The following is a 24,119-nucleotide window of genomic DNA, read 5'->3' on the forward strand; positions in this document are numbered from 1 at the left end:
GAAATGCTCCACAAATCCCTCACGGAACGTTCGGACGTCCCGCGCGGGCGCGCCCCGCTCAGATCAGGGCTGAAGCGCTGGCGTCAAGGTCTCGATGAAGAAAGAAACGATCTCGCCGGTGCGTTCCAGCGGGTTCAGCCCCTCGCCGCCCCCGGCCAGCATGGCTGAAAGCGTGCTGCTGGACACGGCCTCGGGCCCGGCCGGAACCACGTCGGAAATCACCCCGCACTGCATCGTCCGCATCCGCCGTCCGGCCGAATTGATCCGCGCCGCGGCGTAGAGATGGGCGCAGTCCAGATTGACGATGTCGCAGCCCTCGAGCCGATAGGCGTCCAGCATGGCGTCATATTCGCGATAGATCGCATCGCCCGTCGCCACCCGCACCGGGTAAAGCGGCGTCGGACCGGGCCACGAGGCGAGCGTGGCGTCGATCAGTCCCTGGTCCGCCCGCAGGATGCGGGCGCCGGTGTAATGCGGCGTCGTGCCGTCCGCCGCCAGCGTGTCTTCGGCGAGGTAGAAGTCGCCCATGCTCAGGTCTCGGGTCCCGAGACCGCCGGCCAGCCCGTAGGCCAAAACGAGCTCGATCCCGTAATAGGCCAGCTCCTCGGCCGTCGAGCTGGACACCGGCCCGCCATAGACGTGGGCTAGAGACAGGAACCGCCGCCCGCCGTGGGTCAGCAGCCGCACGCTGTCGGGCGAGACGTGGATGAAATGCTGGTCCTCGACGCGCTCGGGATCGTAGCGATCCAGGGCCGAGGGCGGCGGGCAGTAGCCGACCAGGGCCACCTTCACGTCGCCGAAGACGTCCGGCGCGAACCGGCGGCCGACCAGGGTCTGGGGCGTCAAGTGGGGCGTCTTGGAAATCTGCATGGCCGGGCTTCTGGCCGAAAACGCGACCAGCGAACACGATCAGGATCAATTCCGCGCCTAGACGATCAGCGCCGCCAGCTCGGCCGGCAGTTCGCCGCGCACCGCCATCAGGTGGACCCGCAGCAGCAGCGCCACGGAGATCGCGTCGGGCATGTGGCCGCCGACCGCCGCGTCCAGGGCCTCGCGAAAGGGAACACGAGCGACGGCCAGGTCCTCGGTCTCGTCCGGCGCGGTGGCGGTAGGCGTAAGCTCCATGGCCAGGAAGCCAGTGGCGATCTCGTCGGTAACCGAGTTGGACAGCTCCATGCGCAGGACCTGGCGCCAGTCCGCGGCCTGCAGCCCAACCTCCTCGGCCAGTTCGCGCTTGGCGCCGTCCAGCGGATCCTCGCCGTGCGGCGCGCCGCCCTCGGGCAGCTCCCAGCTGTAATTGGCCAGGGAGAAGCGGTTCTGGCCGACCAGGGTCACCGTGCCATCCGCGTGCAGCGGCAGGACGCCGATCGCCTGGTTCTTGAAACCGATCTTGCCGTACAGCGCCGGACGCCCCGTCGGCGCGATCGCCTGGTATTCGGTCACCGTGATCCAGGGGTTGTCGTATACGACTTGACTGGACGAGACGCCCCAGGGCTTTCCGTGCGGCTTCAGCCAGGCAGGCTTTTGAGACATCGGCGGCTCGCGACTTGTGGCGGCCGGGGTCCGGCCATAGGTGTGCGGCTTACAACGCTTCGGAGATGACGTCTTGGCAGCTTCCGTCCCCCCCGCCCCCGAATTTGGCGAAACGCTGCCGGTCGAGGCGGCCCCCGAGGTCGTCGCCTTCCTGGCGCGCCGTCGCTCGGCCAGCGCCATGGCCCTGGCCGCGCCGGGGCCGGACGCGGACCAACTGGCCGACATCCTGCGCCTGGCCGTCCGCGTGCCCGACCACGGCAAGCTGGCTCCCTGGCGGTTCGTGATCCTGCAAGGCGCGGCCAAGGACGCCTTCGCCGCGAAGATCACCGACCTGGCCGACAGCCAGGCCAATCCGACCAAGGCCAAGGCCGCTTTGCGCAAGCTGACCCGCCCGCCTGTCGCCGTGGCCGTGATCTCGCGCTTCATCCCGGGCGAAATCCCGGAGTGGGAGCAGCGCCAGAGCGCCTCGGCCGTCTGTCACCAGATGCTGCTGGCCGCCTCGGCCCTGGGCTGGGGCGCCAATTGGATCACCGACTGGTACAGCTACGACCCGCGCGCCACCGCTATTCTGGGGCTGGCCGAGGGCGAGCAGGTGGCCGGCTATCTTTATCTGGGTACGACGACCGAGCAGCCGCAGGAGCGCGTGCGCCCCGATGTGGCCGCGATCACCAGCGAATGGAGCCCGGCCTAGGTTCGGCGCGTTCCACCGACAACGAGGACACGACATGGCCAAGCGCAAAGACCCCTGGACGAGCCTGGCCTTCGATTCCTGGTCGCTGGGACTGGAAGCCTCGACGGTGATCGGCCTGCGCATGATGAAGCTGGCCGCCGGCGGCGCGGCGGCCCAGGCCGAGGCCCAGCTGATGGTCAACGAGAAGCTGGCGACCAGCTTGACCCTGCCGATGCTGGCCATGACCGGCCAGCTGGGCGCCTCTGCGCCGGCCATCGCGTCGGGATCCCTGGCGCATTTGCGCAAGAAGGTGCGGGCGAACCGGCGACGGCTGTCGAAGACCTAAACCTCCTCCAGGCACCCCAGCCCCAGCCGCGCCTGCACCGCCTTCACATAGGTCGGGCCCACCGGCACGGCGACGCCGTCCCTCAGCACGAGGGCGATCAGCCCCTTGCCCAGGCGGTTGACCGCCTCGACCCGATCCGGGCTGACGAAGGCCGAGCGGTGGACGCGGATCATCCGGGCCGGGTCCAGCGCCTGCTCCAGCGCGCTCATGGTGATCCGGTGGATGTGGCTGCGAGTGGCCGTGTGCAGGAGGACGTAGTCCTTGGCCGCCTCGATCCAGTCTATCTCGCTCACCGCCACGCGCACATGACCCTGGCGGGTGGCGACCCAGATGCCATCCAGGTCGTTGTCGCGGATCGGCGCGGCCTCGGCCTGCTCGAAGGCCTTCTGCAGGGTGCGGCGGCGACGAGCCCGCTCGACGGCCTGGCGCAGGCGGTCGAAACGCACGGGCTTCAACAGATAGTCGGCGGCCTCGACCGCGAAGGCGTCGGCGGCGTAGACCTCGAAGGCGGTGACGAAGACGATCTCGGGCCGCGTCTCCACCGGCAGTTCGGACGCCAGGGCCAGGCCGCTCAGCTCGGGCATCTGGATGTCCAGCATGACCAGGTCCGGCGCCAGCTCGGCGATGGCCTGGCCGGCCTCGCGGCCGTTGCGGGCCACGCCGACCAGCCGGGTGTCGGGGATCTGGGCGAACAGGGCCGACAGCCGCTCCAGCGCCGCCGGCTCGTCGTCGACCAACAGGACCTTCAGTTCCATCACGCCGCCCTCGCCCCTGTCACGCTTGCGCCCGTCGCCGTTTCCAGTCGCAGGGGGATGCGGACCAGCACCAGGAAGCCGCGCTCGCGCGGGGCCGCCTGCAGCACGCCGCGCGGGCCATAAAGCACCTCCAGCCGCTGGCGGACATTGGTCAGGCCCACGCCCATGCCTTCCGTCTTTTGGCCACCCGCCTGATGGGCCGGCGCCTCGCCGTCGTCCTCGACGATCACCACCAGGTCGTCGCCGTCGCGCGAGGCCTCCAGCCGGATGGTCACCGGCCGGCTGGTCGGGGCCACGCCGTGCTTGACCGCGTTCTCGATCAGCGGCTGCAGGATGAAGCTGGGGACCAGGGCCGCGCGCAGTTCGTTGGGGCACGAGAACTCCAGCCCCAGCCGGTCGCGGAAGCGCACGCTCTCGATCTCGAGATAGGCCTGCAGGGTGGCCAGTTCGTCGTCCAACGGGATCATCGCCTCGGGGTCGGCCGCCAGGGTCAGGCGCAGGAACTCGGCCAGGCGCGCCAGCATCGACTCGGCCTCGTCGTTGCGGCCGGTGATCACCGCAGAGGAGACGGCGTTCAGGGTGTTGAACAGGAAGTGCGGGTTGAGCTGGTAGCGCAGGGCCGCCAGGCGCGCGGCGCTGGCCTGGGCCTCGGCGGCCAGGGCCTGGGCGCGGGCGTCGGCCAACTGCCGCTCACGCTCGCGCGTCACCCGCACCGCGATCATCATCAGATAGAGCGCGCCCAGTAGAGCGAACATCCAGGCGCCGACCAGGAACTGGCTGACGGCGCGAGTGGCCATGACGCGGGCCGGCGGATGGGTCCCGTCCAGCACCGCCCGGAGTTGGCCGCCGATCAGCATGTCGGACACGGCCATCACCAGGCCCAGCCCGACCACCGCCGGCGCCAGGGCCGCGAAGCGCACCGGCTGTTCCGCCTCCAGGGTGCGGCGGGCGCGGACATAGACCAGGCCCGAGAGCAGCGCTCCCAGACCCATGAACAGGAAGTGGCTGGCCAGGACGCCCGGCAGCGGCGGCTTGCCGCTGGCCAGGTACGGCAAGGCGAACAACAGCGTGTCCAGCCCCCACACGCCGAGCGTGAGGAGGAGCGCCTGCCTGAAAAGGTCCGACTTCAGCCCGACGTCGACATCTTTCATGGCCGCAGTCTAGCCGAAGCGCCGCCGCGCGCAGCCCCCGCCCGACGCACCAGCGTCCGGTTTCGTCGCTCCGCCGCCGGTTCGTGCGCCCCGGTCGCATGGCCGCTGACGGCGCGGCCCAGGCGGGCGATGAGGACGGGTCCTTCCGGACGCTCGGCGCGCTGCCCTCATAACGCGCCATACCGCTCCCCAAGCCAATTTTGGAGATGGGGCGTACGGAAGGACACTCCTCACTTGCCTGTCGCACCCCACTCGCGACGGCGCCTTGGCGCGGCCAAGGAAAAAGGGCGCGCCGGGGAGGCGCGCCCTTCTTTTCTGTTCGTCAGCCGCGGCCGCGATAGGGGGCCACGCCTTGGTCGGGGACCCACAGGCCTTCCGGCGCGGGGCCGGTCTGCCAGAACACATCGATCGGGATGCCGCCGCGCGGGTACCAGTAGCCGCCGATGCGCAGCCAGCGGGGCTGGGCGACCTCGACGATCTTGCGGGCGACCTTGACTGTGCAGTCCTCGTGGAACGAGCCGTGGTTGCGAAAGCTGGTCAGATAGAGCTTCAGCGACTTGCTCTCGATCAGCCAGTCGCCCGGCGCGTAGTCGATCACCAGATGGGCGAAGTCCGGCTGGCCGGTGACGGGGCACAGCGAGGTGAACTCCGGCGCGACGAAGCGCGCCAGATAGAGCACGTCGCTCTGCGGATTGGGCACGCGCTCGAGGACGGCGGCCTCGGGGTTCTCGGGGGCGTCGACGACGCGGCCCAGTTGGGTGACGTTCAGATCGGTCATCGCCGCGATTTAGGCCTCCCTGCCCCGCGAGACAAGCCGCGCGGGCCTCGCTACAAAGTCGCGAACAACTGTTCGGGAGATGGTCATGCGGGACTTCGACGGCTTCACGGTGGTGATCACGGGGGCCTCGACGGGCCTGGGCCGCGCGATCGCGGTCGAGGTGGCCCGGCGCGGCGCGGCCCTCGTGGTCGTCAACTACGCCAGCAGCGCCGAGGAAGCGCGGGAGACCGCCCGCCTGGTCGAGGCCGAGGGCGCCAAGGCCACGCTGGTCCAGGGCGATGTCGCCCGCGAAGAAGACTGCAGGAAGATCGCCGCCGCCGCCGAGCCGACGGGCCGGATCGACGCCCTGTTCAACAACGCCGGCGTCACCAAGTTCGCCCCCAACCACGCCGACCTCGACGCCGTGAACGCCGAGGACTTCCTGGGGCTCTATTCGGTCAATGTCGTGGGCGCCTTCCAGATGGTCCGCGCCGCCCGCGCGCTGCTGGAGGCCGCGCCGGCCCCGGGCGCGGTGGTCAACACCAGTTCAATCGCCGCCGTCCAGGGCATCGGCTCGTCCATCCCCTACGCCGCCTCGAAGGGGGCGATGACCACCATGACCCTGTCCCTGGCCCGGTCGCTGGGTCCGCGCATCCGCGTCAACGCCATCTGCCCGGGCTTCATCGACACGCCGTGGTTCAAGAACATGTCCGACGAGTCGCTGGAGCGCCTGCGCGCCGGCGCGGCCGCCGCCACGCCCCTGAAGGTCGCCTCGACCGCCGAGGACATCGCCGGCGCCGCCGTCTTCCTGGCCTCGCCGGCCTCGCGCCATATCACCGGCGAGACCCTGCTGGTCGACGCGGGTCTGCACCTGGGCGGAGCGAGTCTGGCGATGCGTTAACCTCGCCACAGCCAAGCTCATTTCGGCTTTCCGGCGCCTGTGGCCGAACTGCGTGCGTTCTGAAGCAAAATCGTCACACTACGCTCAAATCTTGGGCGGGAGGCGCCCTTCTCGCTGGCGTTCGGATTCCCTTGATTGCAACTAGAGGCGCGCCCTCGACTAATCGACCGGGGACGCAACGCGCTTGCAGGCGCCGTCGGGGCTCGGGAACCAACCCGAGAGACGACACAGAAAAGGGGATAGAATTTATGAAAGCCATGAAGATCGCGCTGGCCGCCGCCGCCGCTACGGTCGCCCTGAGCGGCGCCGCGATGGCCGAGGAGCTGAAGCTCTCGTACAACGTCGGCGTCACCAGCGACTACGTGTTCCGTGGCGTGAGCCAGACCATGGAAGACCCGGCCATCCAAGGCGGCGTCGACGCCACCTACGGCATCGGCTACGCGGGCGTCTGGGCCTCGAACGTCGACTTCGGCACCGATGATCCGACCGCCGAAATCGACCTGTACGCTGGCGTCCGTCCGACCATCGGCGACACCTCGTTCGACCTGGGCGTCCTGTACTACGGCTACGCCAAGGACAAGGGCGCCGCCGGTTCGTACAGCTACGTCGAACTGAAGGCCGCCGCCTCGCGCGCCGTCGGTCCGGCCACCTTCGGCCTGGCCGTCTACTACAGCCCGGAATATCCGACCGACCTCGGCAAGTCGCTGTACTACGAAGTCAACGGCTCGGTGCCGGTGATGGAAAAGCTGACCCTGAGCGGCGCCCTGGGCCACCAGGAAATCGACAAGAGCGGCGACTACGCCACCTGGAACGTCGGCCTGACCTACGCCCTGACCGACAAGCTGGGCCTGGACCTGCGCTACCACGACACCGACGAACACGGCTACGGCAAGATCTACGACAGCCGCGTCGTCGTCGGCCTGAAGGCCGCGTTCTAAGTCTTACGACTTGGGTAGACGAGATCAGCCGCCCCGGTTCGCCGGGGCGGCTTTTCTTTTGCTCGTCAGACCGCGGGGATTTTCGGCGGCCGCATGGCCAGCACCGCCACGAACACCACCGCCGTGACGGCCGCGAACAGTTGGAAGGTCGGGGCGAACCCGCCGAGGCGGTCGCGCATGGCGCCGGCGATGAACGGCCCGGCCGCCGACACCGCGCCGACCAGGCAGGTCAGCGAGAAGAGCTCCAGATTACTCTGGCGGCCGTAGTAGTTCAGCAGCAGCACGGTGACGGCCAGGACGGTCAAGCCGAAGCCGACCCCCGTGCCGATGGCGTAGACTAGCATCAGGACCGGCGTGGCCGCATGGGCCAGGGCCAGCAGGCCGACGACCAGCATCCCTTGCGCCAGGACCAGAAGCCAGCGCGGATCGACACGGTCGCCCAGCGCCCCGCCAGCCAGCCGCGCCAGGGTCTGCATCAGCGATTCAAGACTCAGCATCTTGGCGGCCAGGGTGCCCGCGGCGACAGCGGCGACGCCGGCGGCGACGCCCAACTCGGTCAGGTGGGTCACCGACACGCTGGCCACCGTCACCCCGACCAGCAGGTGACTGAAATAAGCGGCCACAAGGATGTAGAACTGCGGCGTGCGCAGGGCCTGGGGCACGGTCCATTCGTAGGGCGTGCGATAGACTCGGGCGTTGGCGGGCGCCTCGCGGGCCTCCTGCTCGACCTCCAGGTCGACCTCGTGGGCGGCCCGCGCCAGCCATTTCGAACCGCCGACCATCACCGCGCAGACCAGGCCGACCAGGGCGGCCAGCGCGGCCTGGACGATCCAGTACAGCCGCCAGTCGTTCCCGCTGCCGCCCATCAGGGTCAGGGCCATCCACGGCCCCGCCGCCCCGCCCAGCGAGCCGAAGGTGAAATAGATCCCGAACGGCAGGGCGCGCTTACGAAACAGCGAGGACAGCACGTGGGTGCCGGGAATCAGCGCCGCCATCTGGAAACCGACGCCGCACGCGGCCGCGCCGGCATAGTAGCTGAGCAGGCTTTCCGAATTGGCCAGTCCCACGAACCCGCCCGCCAGCACCGCCGCACCCGCCAGCAGCGTGCCGCGCACGCCGATCCGGCGGATCAGGATGGCCGGCAACCACGACGAGGCGCCGGTGAAGACGCCCAGCACCGAAAAGCCCAGGAACGCCTTCTCGAAGCTCCATTTCAGCTCGCCGATCATGGCCGGCAGGACGACGCCCAGCGAGCCGTAGGTCGAGGCCGTGATCAGGAACAACAGCAGGCTGAACCCGGCCAGCAGCAGCCAGGGGCGGAAGCGGTCTTGAGTTTCGATCACCATCAGAACGTCCGCTTCAGGGTGGCCCGCCATTCACGCCCCTTGCCGGGAAGCGCGCCGAGGTTGGCGTAGGTGTCGGCGTCGGGGGTGAAATAGAACTTGTCGAACAGGTTATCGATATTGATCGACACCGCGTAAGGCCCGCGCTGCACATATGCCGAGGCGTTGACCAGGCTGTAGGCCGGACAATGCACCGCGTTCTGCACCGTGCCCGCCGTGCGGCTGACGTGGCTCACCCCGACCGTCGCCCCGGCCTGGCCCCAGTCGTAGCCTTCGCTGGTGTAGGTCCCGTACAGGCTGACCACCGACTTGGGGATCAGGGTATAGGCGTAGTCGCCGCTCCGCCCCGGCAAGGACGCGAAGCTCCACACTACATACGAGCCGCCATAGCCCTGCGCGCCTGTCACGCCGGCGGCATAGGCCGGGATGTACTGGAACGACGTGTCGGGGCCCTTCACCGTCGTGCGCTGGCTGTTGCCCGCGAAGGTGAAGGACAGGCGCTCTGAGGCCAGCCAGCGAACCTCCAGCTCGACGCCCTTGGCCCGCGTGCCCTGCACGGTCGGCGGCGAGATCGCGCCAGCGATCTGGGTGCGATTCTGGCGATAGGCGGCCAGCGAGCCGATCAGCGTGCCCTTCAGCAGCTGGAACTTCACCCCGGCCTCGGTCAGGTCCGAGCTGGACAGCCACGAGCCGTCGGCCACGAGGTTCGGGGCGACGTCGCCGGCCTGGCTCATCTCCAGCGCCGCGGCCTTGGCGTAGCTGATGTACGGCATCAGCCCGATCGGCAGCTTGTAGGTCAGGCTGGCGCTGTACGTGGCCTTGTCGCGGTCGTCCTTCTGCCGGCCGGCCACGACATAGCTGAGGATGCCGGTGTCCTGGCTCTCGACGTCGTAGTGATCCCAGCGCCCGCCCAGGACGAGGTTCAGCCGGCCGACGTCGATGTCGGAGGTGACGAAGACGCCCGACTGCTTCCACTTGGAGCGATTGTCGTTCTCCCACTGCACGCCGACACCGCCGGGCTCGTCGTCGAACGGGCTGTCGATGGTGTCGGTGGCTGTGGCGCCGAAGCTGATGTCGCGGCGGTCCAGGGCGATCAGGCCGCTGTTGTAGCTCTCGCGCCGGCGGCCCTGGAACCAGCGGTGCGAACCGCCGACCAGGGTGCGGGCGTGGACGGCGCCGACATCGGTCGGAAAGGCGTAGGTCAGGCGGATTTCGCTGACCTTGGCGTCCACCGCCGAGGGATAGCCGTAACTGACGAAGCGCTTGTTGTCCTGGCGGTCGTGGAACAGCTGCAGCTTGATCGAGCGATCGCCGCCCAGGTCCTTGGCCAGGTCGAAATAGAGCGTCTGGGTGTTGGTCTTCGAGAAGTCGGCCGGGCTGATGTAGACGGTCCGGCGATCGAGCTTCGTCGCGCCCACGCCGGTGTCCAGGGTGTGGGCCGCGTCGCTGCTGGGGAAGCCGTAATAGGCTAGGTAGAGGGCGCTGGCGTACGGATACGACCCGATCTCGTTGGGGGTAAGCCTGCCGTTGCCGTCGGCGTCCTTCAGCGTCGTGTCGCGGCCGGTGATGTAGGTGCGGTTGTCGATCAGGTCCTGGGTCAGGCGGTTCCAGCCCGGCGTCTGCACGTCACCGTCCGAGTGAAACACCATGCCGCCAAAGGCCGTGCTCCAGCCGTTCCCGAGATCAAAGTCGGACGAGACCTCCAGCGTCTGGTGACGCGGATAAATGCCACGATAGTAGCTGTGGCTGTCCTCGGCCTCGCCATAGACCCACACCCCGCCCTCGGCCTTGCCCAGGGTGACAGGCGCGCCGAACTGGGCGGTGATCAGCTTCTTGTTGTAGCTGCCGAAGGTGGCGGTCACCTCCCCTTCCGGCTGCGCCAGGAAACGACCCTCGTCGCGGGCGGACTTCGGAATGAAGTTGACCAGACCGCCGACCTTGCCGGCGCCGTAGACCGGGGTCGGCGGGCCGCGCAGGATCTCGATGCGCGAGGCCCCGCCGATCGGGGTCGAATAGGTGCCGCGGTTCTCCACCCGCTTGAAGCCCCGGAAGTAGTTCTCGGCCAGGGTGCCGCGGATGTTCAGCGCGCCCGGCACGCCATAGAAACTGGCGGTGTGGGTCCCCGGCGCGACCTTGGTGGCGCCATCCAGGGTCAGGACACCGTAGCGCTCCAGGGTCAGGTCGCTGACCAGGCTGGCCGAGCGCGGGGTCTCGATCAGCGGCTTGGAAAGGCCGAACACCGTGTCGCTGGGTTGCTTCTCCAGCAGGCCCGCCTTGTCGCGCGCCACGATCACCACCGCGTCGACCTGATCGGCCACCTGGGTCTCTGCCTGCGCGGCCAGACCGCTCAGCGTGGAGAACGCCAGGACGCTGGCGGAGAGCAGGACGTGTCTGGACGGCATCGCGATCGAACCTTCACGCCGCCGGACAGGACGCCCCGGCGGTCTTGGTCGCCGATATCTGGTGATCGCTTGATGTTCGTCAAAATGCCATCTGACATTTTACAAGAGATTATGATGGAGCTGTGGCGAGGAAGCCTCACCTTACACAGCGTCTAGGCCGCGCCGACGTGGGGCCTGGTCTGGGCCTCGGGCTGGACGTTCAGGATGCGCAGCATGGCCTGGCGCGAGGCCTCGGCGTCGCCGCCGGCGATGACGCGGGCGACTTGGCGGTGCTCCTCGATTTCGTCCATCAGCTCCTGCTCGGTGGCGCCGTTGAACGAGAACACCCAGAAGCGGGCGGCCTTGTGCTGCAAGGGGATCAGGATGCGGGCCAGGGCCAGGTTGCCCGAGGCCCGCGCCACATGGGCGTGGAAGCGCAGGTCCATGGCCACCAGGGCCGGCAGGTCGCAGGTGCGGGCGGCGTCCTCGCCGTCGGCGAAGACCTCGTACATCGCCTGGGCCTCGGCCTTGCTGGCGTTCTTCGCCGCCAGGGCCGCGCAGTGCGGCTCGATCAGCACGCGGGCCTCGTAACCCTGGCGCAGCTCCACCAGATCCAGCGGCGCGACCAGGGTGCCCGAGCGGGCGCGTCGCACGACCAGGCCTTCCAGCGCCAGCCGGCCCAGGGCGTCGCGCACCCCGGCCAGGCCCGTCTCGTAGCGCGCGGCCAGAGACTGCTCGTCAAGGCGCGCGCCGGCGGGCAGCTCGCCCAGGATCAGGTCCAGCAGGATGCGCTCATAGACCTTGGTCTTCTGCAGCTCGGGGGCCCAATCCTCCAGGCCCGACGAATTGGCCACGTCCAGCACCAGCGTGCGGCCGGCGGTCGATTTCAGCGAAGGCGAGGCCATGGAGCGTCCGTGTGCAGCGGTCGCTGATAGGTAATCTGAAATTTCAGACCATGCCAGTCGTTAGAACGCCGGCAACACCGCGCCGGCGTACTTCTGCTCGATGAACGCCTTGACCTCGGGCGTGGTCAGGGCCGCCTCCAGCTTCTTGACGCGCGGGTCGTCCTTGTTGTCCGCGCGGCCGACCAGGTAGTTCACATACGGGCTGGTCTTGTCCTCGATGACCAGGGCGTCCTTGGCCGGGTTCAGCTTGGCGTCGAGCGCGTAGTTGGTGTTGATCACCGCCAGGTCGACCTGGTTCAGCACGCGCGGCAGGGCCGGCGCCTCCAGCTCCTTGAACTTCAGGTTCTTCGGATTGCTGGTGATGTCCTTGACCGTCGAGAGGGCGTTGTTGGGGTCCTTCAGGCCGATGACGCCGTTCTTGGCCAGCAGGATCAGCGAGCGGCCCTCGGTGCTACCGTCGTTGGGAATGGCCACCGTGGCGCCGTCCGGCAGCTCGCCGATCGTCTTCCACTTTGCCGAATAGGCGCCGATCGGCTCGACATGGACGCCCAGCAGCGGGATTAGAGCCGTGCCCTTCTGGCGATTGAAGTCCTCCAGATAGGGCAGCGTCTGGAAGTAGTTCACGTCGATGCGCTTCTCGGCGACCTGGGTGTTGGGCTGGACGTAGTCGTTGAAGACCTTGATCTCCAGCTTCAGCCCCTCGGCGGCCAGCTTCGGCTTGATGAACTCCAGCACCTCGGCGTGGGGGATGGCCGTGGCGGCCACGGTCAGCGTGTCGGGCGCGCTGGCCTTGGGCGCTTTCGGGCCACAGGCGGCCAGGGTCATGGCGGCGAGGCCTAGAACGAGAAAAGCGCGGCGGGCGACCATGAACGGCTCCATAAGGCGATCAGACGGGTAGGGTTTTGCCCTGTCGGCGGCTCTGGAGGAAATCAGATTTCCTGGGAGGGCGTTAGCCATCGCTTGACCGCGCCCGCGAACAGGCGGCTTGGATGGGGATGGCCAAGGAAACCGTCCACATCGTGCAAGCCTATGTCGCCGGACGCGGCAAGGGCCTGAAGGCCGAGCAGCAGATCGGCTGCAAGACCGCCGAGGAGGCGCGCCGCAAGGCCGAGCGTCTGGCGCCGCTGCGCGAAGGCGTCGTCGCCTTCTCGGCCAGCGCCGACGTCGAACTGGGCGACTACGACGAGAACCCGGACATCCTGTTCAAGGCCGGCCGGTTGCCGTTCCCGTTCGACCAGGCCTAGTCCTCGTCGTTGGCCGCTTCGGGCGCGTCGGGCAGGCCGTGGATGATCCAGCTGGCCACGAAGTCGGGCTTGTCGCCGGCCAGGGTGGTGACGCCCGGCTCGGCCGCCTGGATGGCCGAGGTCTGGGGCGGCAGGGTGTAGGTGTCGCCGTCGTGCTCGCCGAGGAGGTCCAGCACGATGCCCTCGTCCTCGGTCGCGTCGATGACCACACCGAAGAACTGCTGGCGCTCCTGCACCTCGCCATCGTCGTCGAGGAAGGTCAGGTTCATCAGCAGGGTCTTGCCCAGCAGGCCCTTGGCGAAGGCGGGGTCCCAATGAACGCTTTCGAGCGCGTCCGTCTGGTCGATGTCGTCGGTCATGGAAGCTCTATTTGTGGGAAACCCGGCGAACCACCGCGTCGCCGATCATCTGCAGCACCTGCACCAGCACCAGCATCAGGATGACGGTCACGATCATGACGTCGGTCTGGAAGCGCTGGTAGCCGAAGCGGATGGCCAGGTCGCCCAGGCCGCCGGCCCCGACCACCCCGGCCATGGCGGTGTAGGACACCAGGGCGATGGCGGTGACGGTCGCGGCGGCGATCAGACCCGGCAGCGCCTCGGGCAGCAGCGCGCCCAGCACCACCTGACGCCGCTTGGCGCCCATGGCGAAGCTGGCCTCGATCACGCCCTTGTCCACCTCGCGCAGGGCGGTCTCCACCAGACGCGCGAAGAATGGCGCCGCGCCCGCCACCAGCGGCGGGATGGCGCCGGCCACGCCCAGCGAGGTGCCGACCAGGGCCACGGTCAGCGGGATCATCACGATCAACAGGATCACGAAGGGCACCGAGCGCAGCACGTTGACCAGCAGCGACAGCACGCCGTTGGCCAGGCGGCTTTGCAGCATCTGGCCCTTTCCAGTCAGAAACAGGATCACGCCCAGCGGCAGGCCCAGCAGGACGGTCAGGATCATCGAGCCGCCCAGCATCGCCAGGGTGTCGAGCGTGGCCTGGCCGATCTCGGCCCAGTCGATGTTTTCCATCAGGGACGCTCCCCGCTCAGATCGTCCACGCGGACGCCGGCCGCCTGGAACTGGGCGATGGCGGCGGCGACGTCGCCGCCGGTCAAGGCCAGGGTCAGCTGGCCGTAGGGCGTCTCGCGCAGGCGATGGATGCGGCCGCCCAGGATCGAATAGTCGACGCCGGTCGCGCGGGCGACCTCGCCCAGCACCGGCTTGTAAGTCGCCTCGCCCTGGAAGGTCAGGCGCACGACACGACCGTCGAAGCCAGGCGCGCTGACGACCTCGCCGTCCGCCTCGCTGACGAAGCGGCGGGCCGTGTCGCTGGTCGGATGCAGGAAGACGTCCTCGACCGGACCTTCTTCGACCACGCGGCCAGCCTCCAGCACGGCGACGCGGTCGCAGACGCGGCGGACCACGTCCATCTCGTGGGTGATCAGCACGATGGTCAAGCCGAGCTCGCGGTTCAGGCCCGAGATCAGGTCCAGGATCTGCTCGGTGGTCTCGGGATCAAGGGCGCTTGTGGCCTCGTCGCACAGCAGGATCTTGGGACCGGTGGCCAAGGCCCGGGCGATGCCGACCCGCTGCTTCTGGCCGCCCGACAGCTGGGCCGGGAACTTGTTGGCGTGCTCCGAGAGACCGACACGCTCCAGCAGCTCGGCCGTGCGCGCCTTGACCTCGGCGGCCGGGCGGCCGGCCAGCTTCAGCGGGAAAGCGACGTTCTGAGCGACGGTCTTGCCCGACAGCAGGTTGAAGTGCTGGAAGATCATCCCAACCCGGCGGCGCAGGGCCCGCAGGCCCTCGACGCCCAGGGCCGCCACGTCGTCGCCGTCGACGATCACCTTGCCGCCGGTCGGCGTCTCCAGGCCGTTGATCAGCCGGATCAGGGTCGACTTGCCCGCGCCCGAGGCGCCGATCACGCCGAACACCTCGCCGGCCTTCACCGACAGCGAGACCCCGCCGAGGGCCGCGTGCCCCCCCGGCCCTTTGGCGGCTGCATAGGTCTTGGAAACGGCCTCGAAGGCGATCACGTCTAGGGTCCTGTGAATGGGGAGCGCTGCACTTAGGCGCTCCCCGTCCGATAGTCGAGGCTCTGGTGGCCCTCAGGGCTGCTTGACCACCGCGCCGCCCTTCATCACGAACACCGGCTTTTCCAGGACTGTCACGTCGGCCAGCGGGTCCCCCGCCACCGCGATGATGTCGCCGAAGCGGCCGACAGCGACCTGGCCGACGTCCTTGCTCCAGCCCAGGGCCTCGGCGGCGGTCACGGTCGCCGACTGGATCGCCTGCAGGGGCGTCGCGCCATAGCGGACCATGACCGCAAACTGCTTGGCGTTGTCGCCGTGCGGATAGACCCCGGCGTCGGTGCCGTAGATCATCTTCACACCGGCCTTCAGCGCCTTCTTGAAGTTCTGGCGCTGGACCTCGCCGATATCGCGGTCCTTGCGCAGATTGTCCTCCAGCACGCCGTTCTTCTTGCCCTCGGCCTGGGTGTAGTCGGTGTTGTAGATGTCCATCGAGAAGTAGGTCCCGTGCTGGACCGCCAGCTTGATCCCCTCGTCGTCGACCAGGCTGGCGTGCTCGATGGTGTCGATGCCGGCCTTGATCGCCTCGCGGATGCCGGCCGCGCCGTGGGCGTGGGCGGCGACCTTCAGCCCGGCCATGTGAGCCTCGTCAGCCACGGCGTGCATCTCGTCATAGGTCAGCTGCTGCTGGCCCGGCTCGTCGCCGCGCGAGAACACCCCGCCCGTCGCGCAGATCTTGATCACCTGGGCGCCGTACTTCTTGAGCGTGCGGACGACCTTCCGCGCCTCGTCGGGACTGTCGATGTTGTAGGGGCTCTTCTGGTCCATCGACGGCGGGAAGAAGGTCGAGTCGCAGTGACCGCCGGTCGCCCCGATCGCCCAGGTCGCCGTGACCACGCGCGGCCCGATCACGTAGCCGGCGTCGATCGCCTCGCGCAGGCCCACGTCGTCGAAGTCGGCCGAGCCGACATTGCGGATGGTGGTGAAACCGGCCTCCAACGTCTTCTTGGCGTTGGCCACCTGGACCACGCTCCAGAAGCGGTCGCCGTACTGAAGGCTGTTGTAGCCACCCACCTCGGCCAGGCCGTCGATATGGGTGTGCATGTCGATCAGGCCAGGCAGCAGGGTCGCGCCCGGCAGGTCGACGACCGTGGCGCCGGCGGGCGCGGCGTCGCCCTTCTTGCCAATGCTGGTGATGCGGCCGTCGGTGACGATCACCAGCGGGTTGTCGACATACTTGCCCGTGGTCACATCCAACAGGCGGGCGGCGCTGACGGCCTCCACCTGAGCCGCGTTCGCCGCGCCGGCCGCCGACACGCCGGCCAGCAGCCCCGCCGTCAAGGCCACGGCCTTCAATCCCTCACCCATCGATCGTCCCCATCCAAGATTGCGCACGGCGACGCTAGCACGGCGCGGGCGGTCGTCGAGCGCCCGTTAACGGATCCGGGAACGCCGGCCACGTGACCATCACGCAACAGAGCGAGCCCACTTCAAAAGCTCTACCACACAATTGTTGAATGGTCGGGGAACCGACACAGCAAAACTTCGCTAACCATCTAGTTTCCTCCCGAGTAACTTGACCACAAGACCAACTACTCGATCAGATCTATGGAGAGTTAGACATGCTGAATAGCAAAGCTATTCTGGTGACGGCCGCGCTCGGCCTCACGCTTGGCGGCGCCTCCGCCGCCCTGGCCCGCGCCGACGGGCAGACTCTGTCGGATAAGGCCCAGTACGAACTGGCCCAGGGCAACTACTGGATGGCCACCAACCTGCAAAAGCGCGTGGTCGCCGAGGCCCCGACGGTGGTGAACCGCTTCAACCTGGCCACCGCCTATCAGCAGACCGGCCGCCTGAACACGGCCAAGACCTACTACCAGGCCCTGTCGACCGAGGGTGAAGGCGTCGGCATGGAGCAAGGCTGGCGCAGCCGCAACTTCGACGTCGGCATGACTTCGGCCGACCGCCTGCTCTATATCGACTGGCTCCAGAACGGCGCGACGCGTCGCTCGGGCGCGGTCGCGGCCGGCGAAGCGGCGACCAACGTGTCCGCCACCGTCGGCGGCAACGGCGACGCCGAGGTCACCGACGAACAGGCCCGCGCCCTGGACCGCCAGGCCCGCGCGGCGATTCGCTAAGCCATCCGCCTCCTCGACCCCAGCCGACCCGATGGTCATGGGGTCGAGGAGATGACGCAATCGCTGGTCGCGCGCGAAGCCCCTAGAACGCAGGGCTGGCCGGAAGGCGAGGAGTCGCCCCGGTGGCAGGCGGCGGCCCCATGCGTTGGGGCGTGACCACGGGCGTCTCCATCATGAAATCCAGGCCCTTGGTGTTGAGCTTCTGGATGGTGACGGCGTCGCCGAACTCGGTGCGCTGCTCGTTCTTCGGATCATAGCGCGCCACCTTCACCTGGGCGGTGTTCGGATCGCCGGTCCTGGCGTAGGCGACGATCACGTCCTGCATCTTCTCGGACAACTCGCGATCCAGCGGCGTCCAGTCACGCGTGGTCCGGAACAGGTTGAACGCCTCGTAGGTGCCCAGGAAGTACGGTACGTCCGACATGTGATAGGCGCCGGCCGTCTTCGGGTCGAAGTCGGCGAAAGTCACCCCGGGCGTGAACGGCTGCACGCGACTGACCATGAACAGGTAGCTGGGCTGCTTGCCGGTCTGGGCCTGCAGTTTCACCCAGTTGCGCACCGCCAGTGAGAAGCCGCCGCTGCGTCCCACCTCGTCGGCCTGGCGCGCGGCGGTTGCGTCGTTGGCGGCCGGCCACAGCTTTAGGAACGCCTCGGCCTTGTCGCCGTACATCTGGGCGGCGGCCGCCTTGTACTGGTCCAAGTCCTTGGCCGCGCGGATCGGCGGGTTCGTGCCCAGGTCGTTGGCCGTCGAGCCGGCCAGCACCGGCACGTCGTTCTGACGGCCGGCCTCGAAGATCGCCTGTGGCGTCTCCGGCAAGTAATAGCCGTCGATGTCAGGACCGGCCCGCACGCTGGCCTGCTGGACCAGGGCGACCACCTTGTCCGACGAGAAGGTCCGCATCTGGGCGACGGTCTCGGCCTTCATCGCCGCCTGCAGCTTCAGCCCTTGCGCCTCGGCGTCCTTGAGAGGGCTGACGATGTCGGCCGGGCCGCCGCGAACGCTGGCGCCGCTCATGCCTAGGACACGGGCGAACAGCCCCTTGGCCAGCGGGCTGGCCTGCAGGTTGTTGATCGACATCGAGCCGGCCGATTGGCCTGCCAGGGTGATGTTGTCGGGATCGCCCCCGAAGGCGGCGATGTTGCGCCGGACCCATTGCAGCGCCGCGACCTGGTCCAGGAAGCCCCAGTTACCACTGGCGTTGTGGCCGCCCTCGGCGGTCAGCTCGGGATGGGCCAGGAAACCGAAGACGCCGAGGCGATAGTTGGCCGCGACGTAGATCACGCCCTTCCGCGCCAGGGGCTCGCCCGAATAGACCGGGTTCGAGGCCGAGCCGCCCTGGAAGCCGCCGCCATAGATCCAGACCACGACCGGCAGCTTGTCGCCGGCCTTCGCGGACGCCGGCGTCCAGAGGTTCAGATAGAGGCAGTCCTCGGCCGCGACCTCCTCGCCGAAATAGTGGTTGATGTTGGAGGAACGCAGGCCCTGCACGCACTCGGCGCGCTTGGTATCGGCGTTGTAGATCCCGCGCCACGGCTTGACGGGTTGGGGCGCGCGCCAGCGGTTTTCGCGCACCGGCGGGGCGGCGAACGGCACGCCGAAATAGCCCTTCAGCCCGCCATCCAGCAGTGTCCCCGACACCCGTCCGGCGTCGATGGTCACGGGATCGGACGGGATCGGGTTCATCTCGCCGGCCACGGCCGCGCCCGCCAAAAGCGCCGCCAGCGCCACGCCGCTCACCCGTCCCAGCCCCTTCACGAACACGTCGCGCGCCATCCTCGCCTCCCTGGATTTGATCTTGTTATCGTCGACTATCCATCTATTAACTAACTGGTCCAACCATTTTTCGACGGAAGGCCGACATGGGCGAGGTTCGCGATCGTGGCCGCTTGATCCTTCAAGGCGCATCGTGACCGACATCGCCTGTGACGTCGTGGTGGTCGGCAGCGGCGGGCCGGGCCTGGCCTGCGCGGTGACCGCCGCCCAGGCGGGCCTCCAGGTCATCGTGCTGGAGAAGGACGCCCTGATCGGCGGGACCTCGGCGATCTCCGGCGGGGCGCTGTGGATTCCCGGTACGCGCCAGGCCAAGGCCGGCGGCTTCGACGACAGTCCCGACAAGGTCCGCGCCTATCTGCGCGCCCTGCTGGGCGAGCACTATGATCATGCGCTGGTCGAGGCGTTCCTAAGCCGCGGCCCGGAGGCCCTGGCCTTCCTCGAGGACCACACCGCGCTGCGTTACACGGTCCGGCCGCTGTCGCCCGACTACTATCCGGATGTCCCCGGCGCCACCGACAACGGCCGGGCGCTGGAGGTCAGGGAGTTCGACGGCCGAAAGCTGGGTCCATGGTTCAACCGCCTGCGCGCGCCGCCGCCGGGCATGATGCTCTATGGCGGCCTGATGCTGAGCCGCATCGACGTGCGCCATTTCATGAACTTCCGCCGCTCGCCGGCCTCGTTCCTGCATTGCGCGCGGCTGATGCTGCGGTTCTGGCGCGACCGCCTGACCCATGCGCGCGGCGCGCGCCTGGTGATCGGCAACGCCATGGTCGCGGCCCTGCTGAAAGGCTGCCTGGATCGCGGCGTGCGGATCGAGACCGAGACGCCGGCGACGGGCCTGCTGATCGAGGACGGGCGGGTCGCCGGGGTTCGCGCGCGCGGTCCCGACGGCGAGCCGCTGCGCATCCGCGCCGGCGCCGTAGTGCTCGACACCGGCGGGATCTCGCGCCGCCCCGGCGTGCTGGCCGATCGCCCGGACACCGGCGGCGATCACCTGTCGATGGCCGCGGCCGGCGCGGACGGCGCGCTGTTGCAGGCGGCCGTCGCGATCGGGGCGCGCGAGGGCGGCGACATGATCTCGAACTTCCACTGGGCGCCGATGTCCAAGGCCCGCCACGCCGACGGGCGCGAGGAGACCTTCCCGCACATCGTCACCGATCGCGCCCGTCCGGGCGTCATCGCCGTCAACGACCAGGGCCGCCGGTTCGTCAACGAGGCCAACGCCTACCACCGCTTCGTCACCGCCATGCGCGCCGAGCGGCTGGCGGGACGCCGGCGCTTCTTCCTGATCGCCGACGCGCCGGCTCTGAAGCGCAACGGCCTGGGCCTGGCCCGCCCCGCGCCAGGCGACAATCGCAAGCTGCTGGCGAGCGGCTACCTGATCGCCGCCCCGACCCTGACCGCCCTGGCCGAGCGCCTGGGGCTGCCGGCCGCCGCCCTGGAGGCGAGCGTCGAACGCTTCAATCGTCAGGCGGAGGCCGGGACGGACCTCGACTTCCAGCGGGGAGAGAGCAGCTACAACCGCGCCATGGGTGATCCGCGCATGCCGCATCCCAACCTGGCGCCGCTGCGTCAGGGCCCGTTCCACGCGGTCGAGATCTTCACCGGCGACCTGGGCTCGGCGCGCGGTCTGGTCACCGACGGCTCGGCCCGGGTGTTGGGCGAGGACGACCAGCCGATCCCCAGCCTCTACGCGATCGGCAACGACATGAACGCGATCACGGCGGGCGAATACGCCGGGCCGGGGATCACGCTGGGTCCCGGCCTGACCTTCGGCTACGTCGCGGCCCGGACGATCGCCGAGCAGGCCGGCCGGCTCAGGCCGACGGACTGACGCCTTCACGCGTCAGCGCCGGCAGGATCGCCCCGGTCGGTTCGGTGATCTCGATGCGCACGCCGTTGGGATCGAGAAAGAAGGCCTGGCGCACGGGCGTGCCTGGCACCGTCACGACGGTCGGCGCCTGGCCGCGCGCCCTCACCTTTTCCAGGATCCCGTCGAAGTCCGTGGCCACCAGGGCGAAGTGGTTCAGCGCGCCCTCGGCCGACGGCCGCACGGGCCCCTTGGCGACTTGGATATGCACCAGGGCCCGCTCGCCGGCGTAGAGCCAGTAGCCGGTCACCGCGAACGGCGGCCGGGGTCCCGCCTCCAGCCCCAGCACCTCCTGGAAGAAGACGCGCGTGGCTTCCAGATGCTCGGTGACGATGTTCACGTGGTCGACGGCGCGGACGGACACGGCGGGCCTCCTTGAATGGCGCCACGCACTATGTTCGAAATGGTTCATTATTCAAAATGAAAGCGTGGGAGGAAACCGGATGAGCGTACTGGGCCTGGTCATGGCGGTCACCCTGGCCGGCGCGCCCGACTGTGTGTCGCGGGGCGAGCTTCAGTTCGTCTGCGGGGTCGAGGACGCCGAGGACCTGGCCATCCTGCCGGGCGGAGCCTGGATCGTGGCCAGCGGCATGGGCCGCGACAAGCCGCACGGCGCCCTGCACGTCGTCAATGTGGCGACCAAGGCCTGGCGGCGCTGGTATCCGGACGAGCCGCTCGCCGCCCGCCCCGACCTGGCCGCCTTTCCCGACTGCCAGGCCCCGCCCGATCCGAAACGGTTCTGGTCGCAGGGTCTGCACCTGAAGATCACCGGCCCGACCTCTGCCCGCCTCTACGTCGCCAGCCACGCCGAGCGCGAGGCGATCGAGGTGTTCGACGTCGACACCGCCGGCGCCGAACCCGCCTTCACCTGGCGTGGCTGCCTGCGGATGCCGCCGGGGCTGGCGGCCAACAGCGTCGCGGTGACCCCGGGCGGCGCGGTTCTGGCCTCGGTGCTGTTCCTGCCTGGCCGGACCATGGCCGACAATGTCGAGCGCCGGCCGACCGGCGGGGTCTATCGCCGCGCGCCGGGCGCAGCCGCGTTCGCGCTGGTTCCCGGCAGCGAATTGCCCGGCGACAATGGCCTGGAGGCGACGCCCGACGGCGAGGGCTTCTTCGTCGTCGCCTGGGGCCTGCAGGCGGTCTATCGGTTCGACCTGGACAGGCCGCGGGCCGCGCCGGGCGTGGTCGCCCTGGCCTTTCATCCCGACAACATCCATTGGGACGCGGAAGGTCGCCTGATCGCCGCAGGCATGGTCGCGGACGAGCCGGCCTGCGGCGGTCCGTTCCGCGCCGTCGAGGGCAAGGTCGATCTCGCCTGCCATCGCGGCTGGGCCGTCGCCGCGATCGATCCGGCGACCCTGGCGGTGACGCCGATCGCCTCGGGCCCGGCCGATCCGGACTTCTCGAACGTCTCGACCGGGCTGGTCGTCGGCGACGAACTCTGGCTGGGCTCGTTCCGCGCTTCGCGCCTGGCCTGGCGCAAGTTGCCCTAGTCGGCCATCTCCACCCGCTTAACGTCGCCGATCACGAAGACGTACGAGAGCGCGCCCAGCAGGGCCAGGGTGGCGATGAAGGCCAGGGCCCAGACGAACGAGCCCGTCTTGGCCACGATCAGGCCGATGACCAGCGGCGTGACGATCCCGGCCAGGTTGGCGCACAGGTTGAAGACGCCCGCCGTCAGGCCCGTGAAATTGCGGGGCGCGACGTCGGTGATCAGGGTCCAGCCAAGATTGCACATGCCCTGGCCGAAGAAGGCCACCGACATGATGGCGATGACGATGAGGTTGGTGTCGACGAAGTTGGCCGCGACGATGGTCGAGGCCAGCAGCAGGCCGCCCACGACCGGCAGCTTGCGGGCGATGTTGGCCGAGCCGGTCTTCTTCAGCAGGGTGTCGGAGATCACCCCGCCCAGGGCCACGCCGACCGAGGCGGCGATGAACGGGAGCACCGCGAAGAAGCCGACCTTAAGCCACGCCATGTGGCGCTCGGTGGCCAGGTAGGTCGGGAACCAGGTCAGGAAGAACACCAGGGTCGAGTTGCTGGCGAACTGGCCGATCGACGCGCCCAGGATCTGGCGATGGCCGAGCAGCCGGCCGATGTTGCGCCAGTCGAACGACTGGCTCGAGAGCTTGTTGGCGAAACCGCCGCCAGCCTCGATATGGGCCAGCTCGGCCGAGTTTACGCTCTTGCTGGCGCCGGGATCGCGATAGGCCAGGTACCAGACGCCGCCGAACACCATGCCGATCACGCCGACCAGCAGGAAAAGCGCGCGCCAGCCGAAGGTCGCGGCGATCCAGAACAGCGCGGGCGAGAGGAACGCCAGGCCGAAATACTGGCCCACCGAGTAGACGCCGGTGGCGCGGGCCCGCTCCTGCTGGGGGAACCACATGTTCATGATCCGGCTGTTGGCCGGGTAGCAGGGCGCCTCGGCCACGCCCAGGCCCAGGCGGAACAGCAGCAGCGAGGTCAGGCCGCCGGCGAAGCCCTGTAGGAAGGTGAAGAACGACCAGAAGCCCACCGACAGCGCGTAGGTCAGCCGCGCGCCGAACTTGTCGAGGAAGATCCCGCCGGGGATCTGGGCGGCGGCGTAGGTCCAGGAGAAGGCCGAGAAGATCAGGCCCATGACCGCCGCGTCGATGCCTAGTTCCTTGGTGACGCTGGGCGCGGCCACGGAGAGCAGCGTACGGTCCAGGTAGTTGATCATGGTGCCGATAGTCACCAGGGCCAGGACCACGAACCGGACCTTCGTCGGCCGCTCGGCCGCGCTCATCGCGAAATTCGCCCTCACGTTTCCTCGCTTTCACGGTCGCTGCGCATGGCGCGACTTCTGATTCTGCTGTTCGGTGACGTTTCGACCGTCCCCTTGCGAAAACCATATACAACGGCCGCGAACGTATTAACATACCCGTTCGTACATTTGCGGTTCCCACCGCGCTTCGTCCCCTTGTCATCCGCCGTTCAGGCGGGCCGGCGCAGGCTCGGAGCGGGTCGAAGGAACCCGTCCAAGGGAGTCGAGACGCGTATGAGAAAGGTATTGCTTGCCGCCGCGCTGGGTGCGGCCCTGGGCGTGAGCGTGGGAGCGACCGCCATGGCCGATCCCCTGCCCGCTGGTCCGGGCCGCAACGTGGTGATCGCCAAGTGCTCGTCGTGCCACGCCACCGCGCTGATCGAGAACGAGCGCCACGACGCCGACGGCTGGCAGGACGCCATCGACAAGATGGTCGACCGCGGCCTGGTGATCTCCGACGCCGAGCGCGGCCAGGTCGTCGCCTATCTGGCGCGTGTGCTGGGCCCGCAGGCCGCTCCGGCCGCCAAGCCCGCCTCGGCCCCGGCGAAACCGGCCGCGAAGGTCGTCGTCGTCAAGACCGCCGCCAAGTCCAAGAAGCCCTGAC

Annotated in this window: 25 protein-coding genes; 9 read left to right on the plus strand and 16 right to left on the minus strand. The window is 68.7% G+C overall.

Going from position 1 to position 24,119, the window contains the following annotated elements; genetic code table 11:
* Positions 1–63 precede the first annotated feature (63 nt).
* Together K8940_RS17170 and K8940_RS17175 are read right to left on the minus strand one after the other, a co-directional pair.
* The gene (locus K8940_RS17170) at positions 64–870 is read right to left on the minus strand and encodes a hypothetical protein (protein WP_223391286.1); all 807 of its coding nucleotides are present in this window, start codon (positions 868–870) and stop codon (positions 64–66) included.
* Between the two features lie 57 nt (positions 871–927).
* Positions 928–1,533: an NUDIX domain-containing protein gene (locus K8940_RS17175; RefSeq protein ID WP_223391287.1), complete on the minus strand. Its 606-nt coding sequence runs from the start codon at positions 1,531–1,533 to the stop codon at positions 928–930.
* 73 nt (positions 1,534–1,606) lie between these two features.
* On the opposite strand from K8940_RS17175, the gene K8940_RS17180 reads away from it, so the two are divergent.
* Positions 1,607–2,224 carry a nitroreductase gene (locus K8940_RS17180; RefSeq protein WP_223391288.1) on the plus strand — a complete coding sequence of 206 codons (618 nt, stop codon included), beginning with the start codon at positions 1,607–1,609 and terminating at the stop codon, positions 2,222–2,224.
* 34 nt (positions 2,225–2,258) lie between these two features.
* The gene (locus K8940_RS17185) at positions 2,259–2,549 is read left to right on the plus strand and encodes a hypothetical protein (RefSeq protein ID WP_223391289.1); all 291 of its coding nucleotides are present in this window, start codon (positions 2,259–2,261) and stop codon (positions 2,547–2,549) included.
* On the opposite strand, the gene K8940_RS17190 is transcribed toward K8940_RS17185, so the two are convergent.
* The 3 genes from K8940_RS17190 to queF form a co-directional block, all read right to left on the minus strand.
* Positions 2,546–3,304, minus strand: coding sequence for a LytR/AlgR family response regulator transcription factor (locus K8940_RS17190; RefSeq protein ID WP_223391290.1), 759 nt, complete (start codon positions 3,302–3,304; stop codon positions 2,546–2,548). The genes K8940_RS17185 and K8940_RS17190 overlap by 4 nt on opposite strands.
* The gene (locus tag K8940_RS17195) at positions 3,304–4,455 is read right to left on the minus strand and encodes a sensor histidine kinase (protein WP_223391291.1); all 1,152 of its coding nucleotides are present in this window, start codon (positions 4,453–4,455) and stop codon (positions 3,304–3,306) included. Before K8940_RS17195 ends, K8940_RS17190 begins: the two co-directional genes overlap by 1 nt.
* Positions 4,456–4,777: 322 nt before the next feature.
* Positions 4,778–5,233: a preQ(1) synthase gene (queF, locus tag K8940_RS17200; protein WP_223391292.1), complete on the minus strand. Its 456-nt coding sequence runs from the start codon at positions 5,231–5,233 to the stop codon at positions 4,778–4,780.
* A gap of 79 nt (positions 5,234–5,312) precedes the next feature.
* On the opposite strand from queF, the gene K8940_RS17205 reads away from it, so the two are divergent.
* Complete coding sequence (locus K8940_RS17205; protein WP_223391293.1) at positions 5,313–6,113, plus strand: SDR family NAD(P)-dependent oxidoreductase; 801 nt, start codon at positions 5,313–5,315, stop codon at positions 6,111–6,113.
* A gap of 248 nt (positions 6,114–6,361) precedes the next feature.
* Entirely contained in the window at positions 6,362–7,051 is a 690-nt protein-coding gene (locus K8940_RS17210) for a TorF family putative porin (protein WP_223391294.1), read from the plus strand.
* A gap of 65 nt (positions 7,052–7,116) precedes the next feature.
* Here K8940_RS17210 and K8940_RS17215 read toward each other — a convergent pair whose 3' ends face one another.
* From K8940_RS17215 to K8940_RS17230, 4 genes are all read right to left on the minus strand, one after another.
* The gene (locus K8940_RS17215) at positions 7,117–8,397 is read right to left on the minus strand and encodes a CynX/NimT family MFS transporter (RefSeq protein ID WP_223391295.1); all 1,281 of its coding nucleotides are present in this window, start codon (positions 8,395–8,397) and stop codon (positions 7,117–7,119) included.
* Positions 8,397–10,796 carry a TonB-dependent siderophore receptor gene (locus K8940_RS17220; RefSeq protein WP_223391296.1) on the minus strand — a complete coding sequence of 800 codons (2,400 nt, stop codon included), beginning with the start codon at positions 10,794–10,796 and terminating at the stop codon, positions 8,397–8,399. The genes K8940_RS17215 and K8940_RS17220 overlap by 1 nt, the downstream gene beginning before the upstream one ends.
* Positions 10,797–10,948: 152 nt before the next feature.
* Entirely contained in the window at positions 10,949–11,680 is a 732-nt protein-coding gene (locus K8940_RS17225) for a GntR family transcriptional regulator (RefSeq protein WP_223391297.1), read from the minus strand.
* A 60-nt stretch (positions 11,681–11,740) separates the two neighbouring features.
* Positions 11,741–12,559 (minus strand): MetQ/NlpA family ABC transporter substrate-binding protein, encoded by an 819-nt coding sequence (locus tag K8940_RS17230; RefSeq protein ID WP_223391298.1) that lies wholly within the window; start codon positions 12,557–12,559, stop codon positions 11,741–11,743.
* A gap of 116 nt (positions 12,560–12,675) precedes the next feature.
* Between K8940_RS17230 and K8940_RS17235 the strand changes: the two genes are divergently transcribed.
* Entirely contained in the window at positions 12,676–12,924 is a 249-nt protein-coding gene (locus K8940_RS17235; RefSeq protein WP_082769639.1) for a hypothetical protein, read from the plus strand.
* Here the strand turns inward: K8940_RS17235 and K8940_RS17240 are convergent.
* The 4 genes from K8940_RS17240 to K8940_RS17255 form a co-directional block, all read right to left on the minus strand.
* Positions 12,921–13,283 (minus strand): hypothetical protein, encoded by a 363-nt coding sequence (locus tag K8940_RS17240; protein WP_223391299.1) that lies wholly within the window; start codon positions 13,281–13,283, stop codon positions 12,921–12,923. The two genes, K8940_RS17235 and K8940_RS17240, sit on opposite strands and share 4 nt — an antisense overlap.
* A gap of 7 nt (positions 13,284–13,290) precedes the next feature.
* The gene (locus K8940_RS17245; RefSeq protein ID WP_223391300.1) at positions 13,291–13,944 is read right to left on the minus strand and encodes a methionine ABC transporter permease; all 654 of its coding nucleotides are present in this window, start codon (positions 13,942–13,944) and stop codon (positions 13,291–13,293) included.
* The gene (locus tag K8940_RS17250) at positions 13,944–14,951 is read right to left on the minus strand and encodes a methionine ABC transporter ATP-binding protein (protein ID WP_223391301.1); all 1,008 of its coding nucleotides are present in this window, start codon (positions 14,949–14,951) and stop codon (positions 13,944–13,946) included. The genes K8940_RS17245 and K8940_RS17250 overlap by 1 nt, the downstream gene beginning before the upstream one ends.
* A gap of 72 nt (positions 14,952–15,023) precedes the next feature.
* Entirely contained in the window at positions 15,024–16,313 is a 1,290-nt protein-coding gene (locus K8940_RS17255; RefSeq protein WP_223391302.1) for a metal-dependent hydrolase family protein, read from the minus strand.
* Positions 16,314–16,567: 254 nt separating this feature from the next.
* On the opposite strand from K8940_RS17255, the gene K8940_RS17260 reads away from it, so the two are divergent.
* Complete coding sequence (locus K8940_RS17260) at positions 16,568–17,083, plus strand: hypothetical protein (RefSeq protein WP_223391303.1); 516 nt, start codon at positions 16,568–16,570, stop codon at positions 17,081–17,083.
* A gap of 82 nt (positions 17,084–17,165) precedes the next feature.
* On the opposite strand, the gene K8940_RS17265 is transcribed toward K8940_RS17260, so the two are convergent.
* A complete protein-coding gene (locus tag K8940_RS17265) occupies positions 17,166–18,857 on the minus strand; it encodes a carboxylesterase/lipase family protein (protein ID WP_223391304.1) in 1,692 nt (563 codons plus the stop codon).
* Positions 18,858–18,990: 133 nt separating this feature from the next.
* Here K8940_RS17265 and K8940_RS17270 point away from each other — a divergent pair, with 133 nt between their 5' ends.
* On the plus strand, positions 18,991–20,691 hold the full coding sequence (locus K8940_RS17270) for an FAD-dependent oxidoreductase (protein ID WP_223391305.1): 1,701 nt from the start codon (positions 18,991–18,993) through the stop codon (positions 20,689–20,691).
* Here the strand turns inward: K8940_RS17270 and K8940_RS17275 are convergent.
* Complete coding sequence (locus K8940_RS17275) at positions 20,675–21,091, minus strand: VOC family protein (RefSeq protein WP_223391306.1); 417 nt, start codon at positions 21,089–21,091, stop codon at positions 20,675–20,677. The two genes, K8940_RS17270 and K8940_RS17275, sit on opposite strands and share 17 nt — an antisense overlap.
* A 79-nt stretch (positions 21,092–21,170) precedes the next feature.
* Here K8940_RS17275 and K8940_RS17280 point away from each other — a divergent pair, with 79 nt between their 5' ends.
* A complete protein-coding gene (locus K8940_RS17280; RefSeq protein ID WP_223391307.1) occupies positions 21,171–22,220 on the plus strand; it encodes a hypothetical protein in 1,050 nt (349 codons plus the stop codon).
* Here K8940_RS17280 and K8940_RS17285 read toward each other — a convergent pair.
* A complete protein-coding gene (locus K8940_RS17285) occupies positions 22,217–23,515 on the minus strand; it encodes an MFS transporter (RefSeq protein ID WP_223391308.1) in 1,299 nt (432 codons plus the stop codon). The two genes, K8940_RS17280 and K8940_RS17285, sit on opposite strands and share 4 nt — an antisense overlap.
* Positions 23,516–23,749: 234 nt before the next feature.
* Here K8940_RS17285 and K8940_RS17290 point away from each other — a divergent pair, with 234 nt between their 5' ends.
* Entirely contained in the window at positions 23,750–24,118 is a 369-nt protein-coding gene (locus K8940_RS17290) for a hypothetical protein (RefSeq protein WP_223391309.1), read from the plus strand.
* Position 24,119: the final 1 nt, after the last annotated feature.

It is taken from the genome of Caulobacter segnis (genome assembly GCF_019931575.1).
Taxonomy (GTDB): Bacteria; Pseudomonadota; Alphaproteobacteria; order Caulobacterales; family Caulobacteraceae; genus Caulobacter; species Caulobacter segnis_C.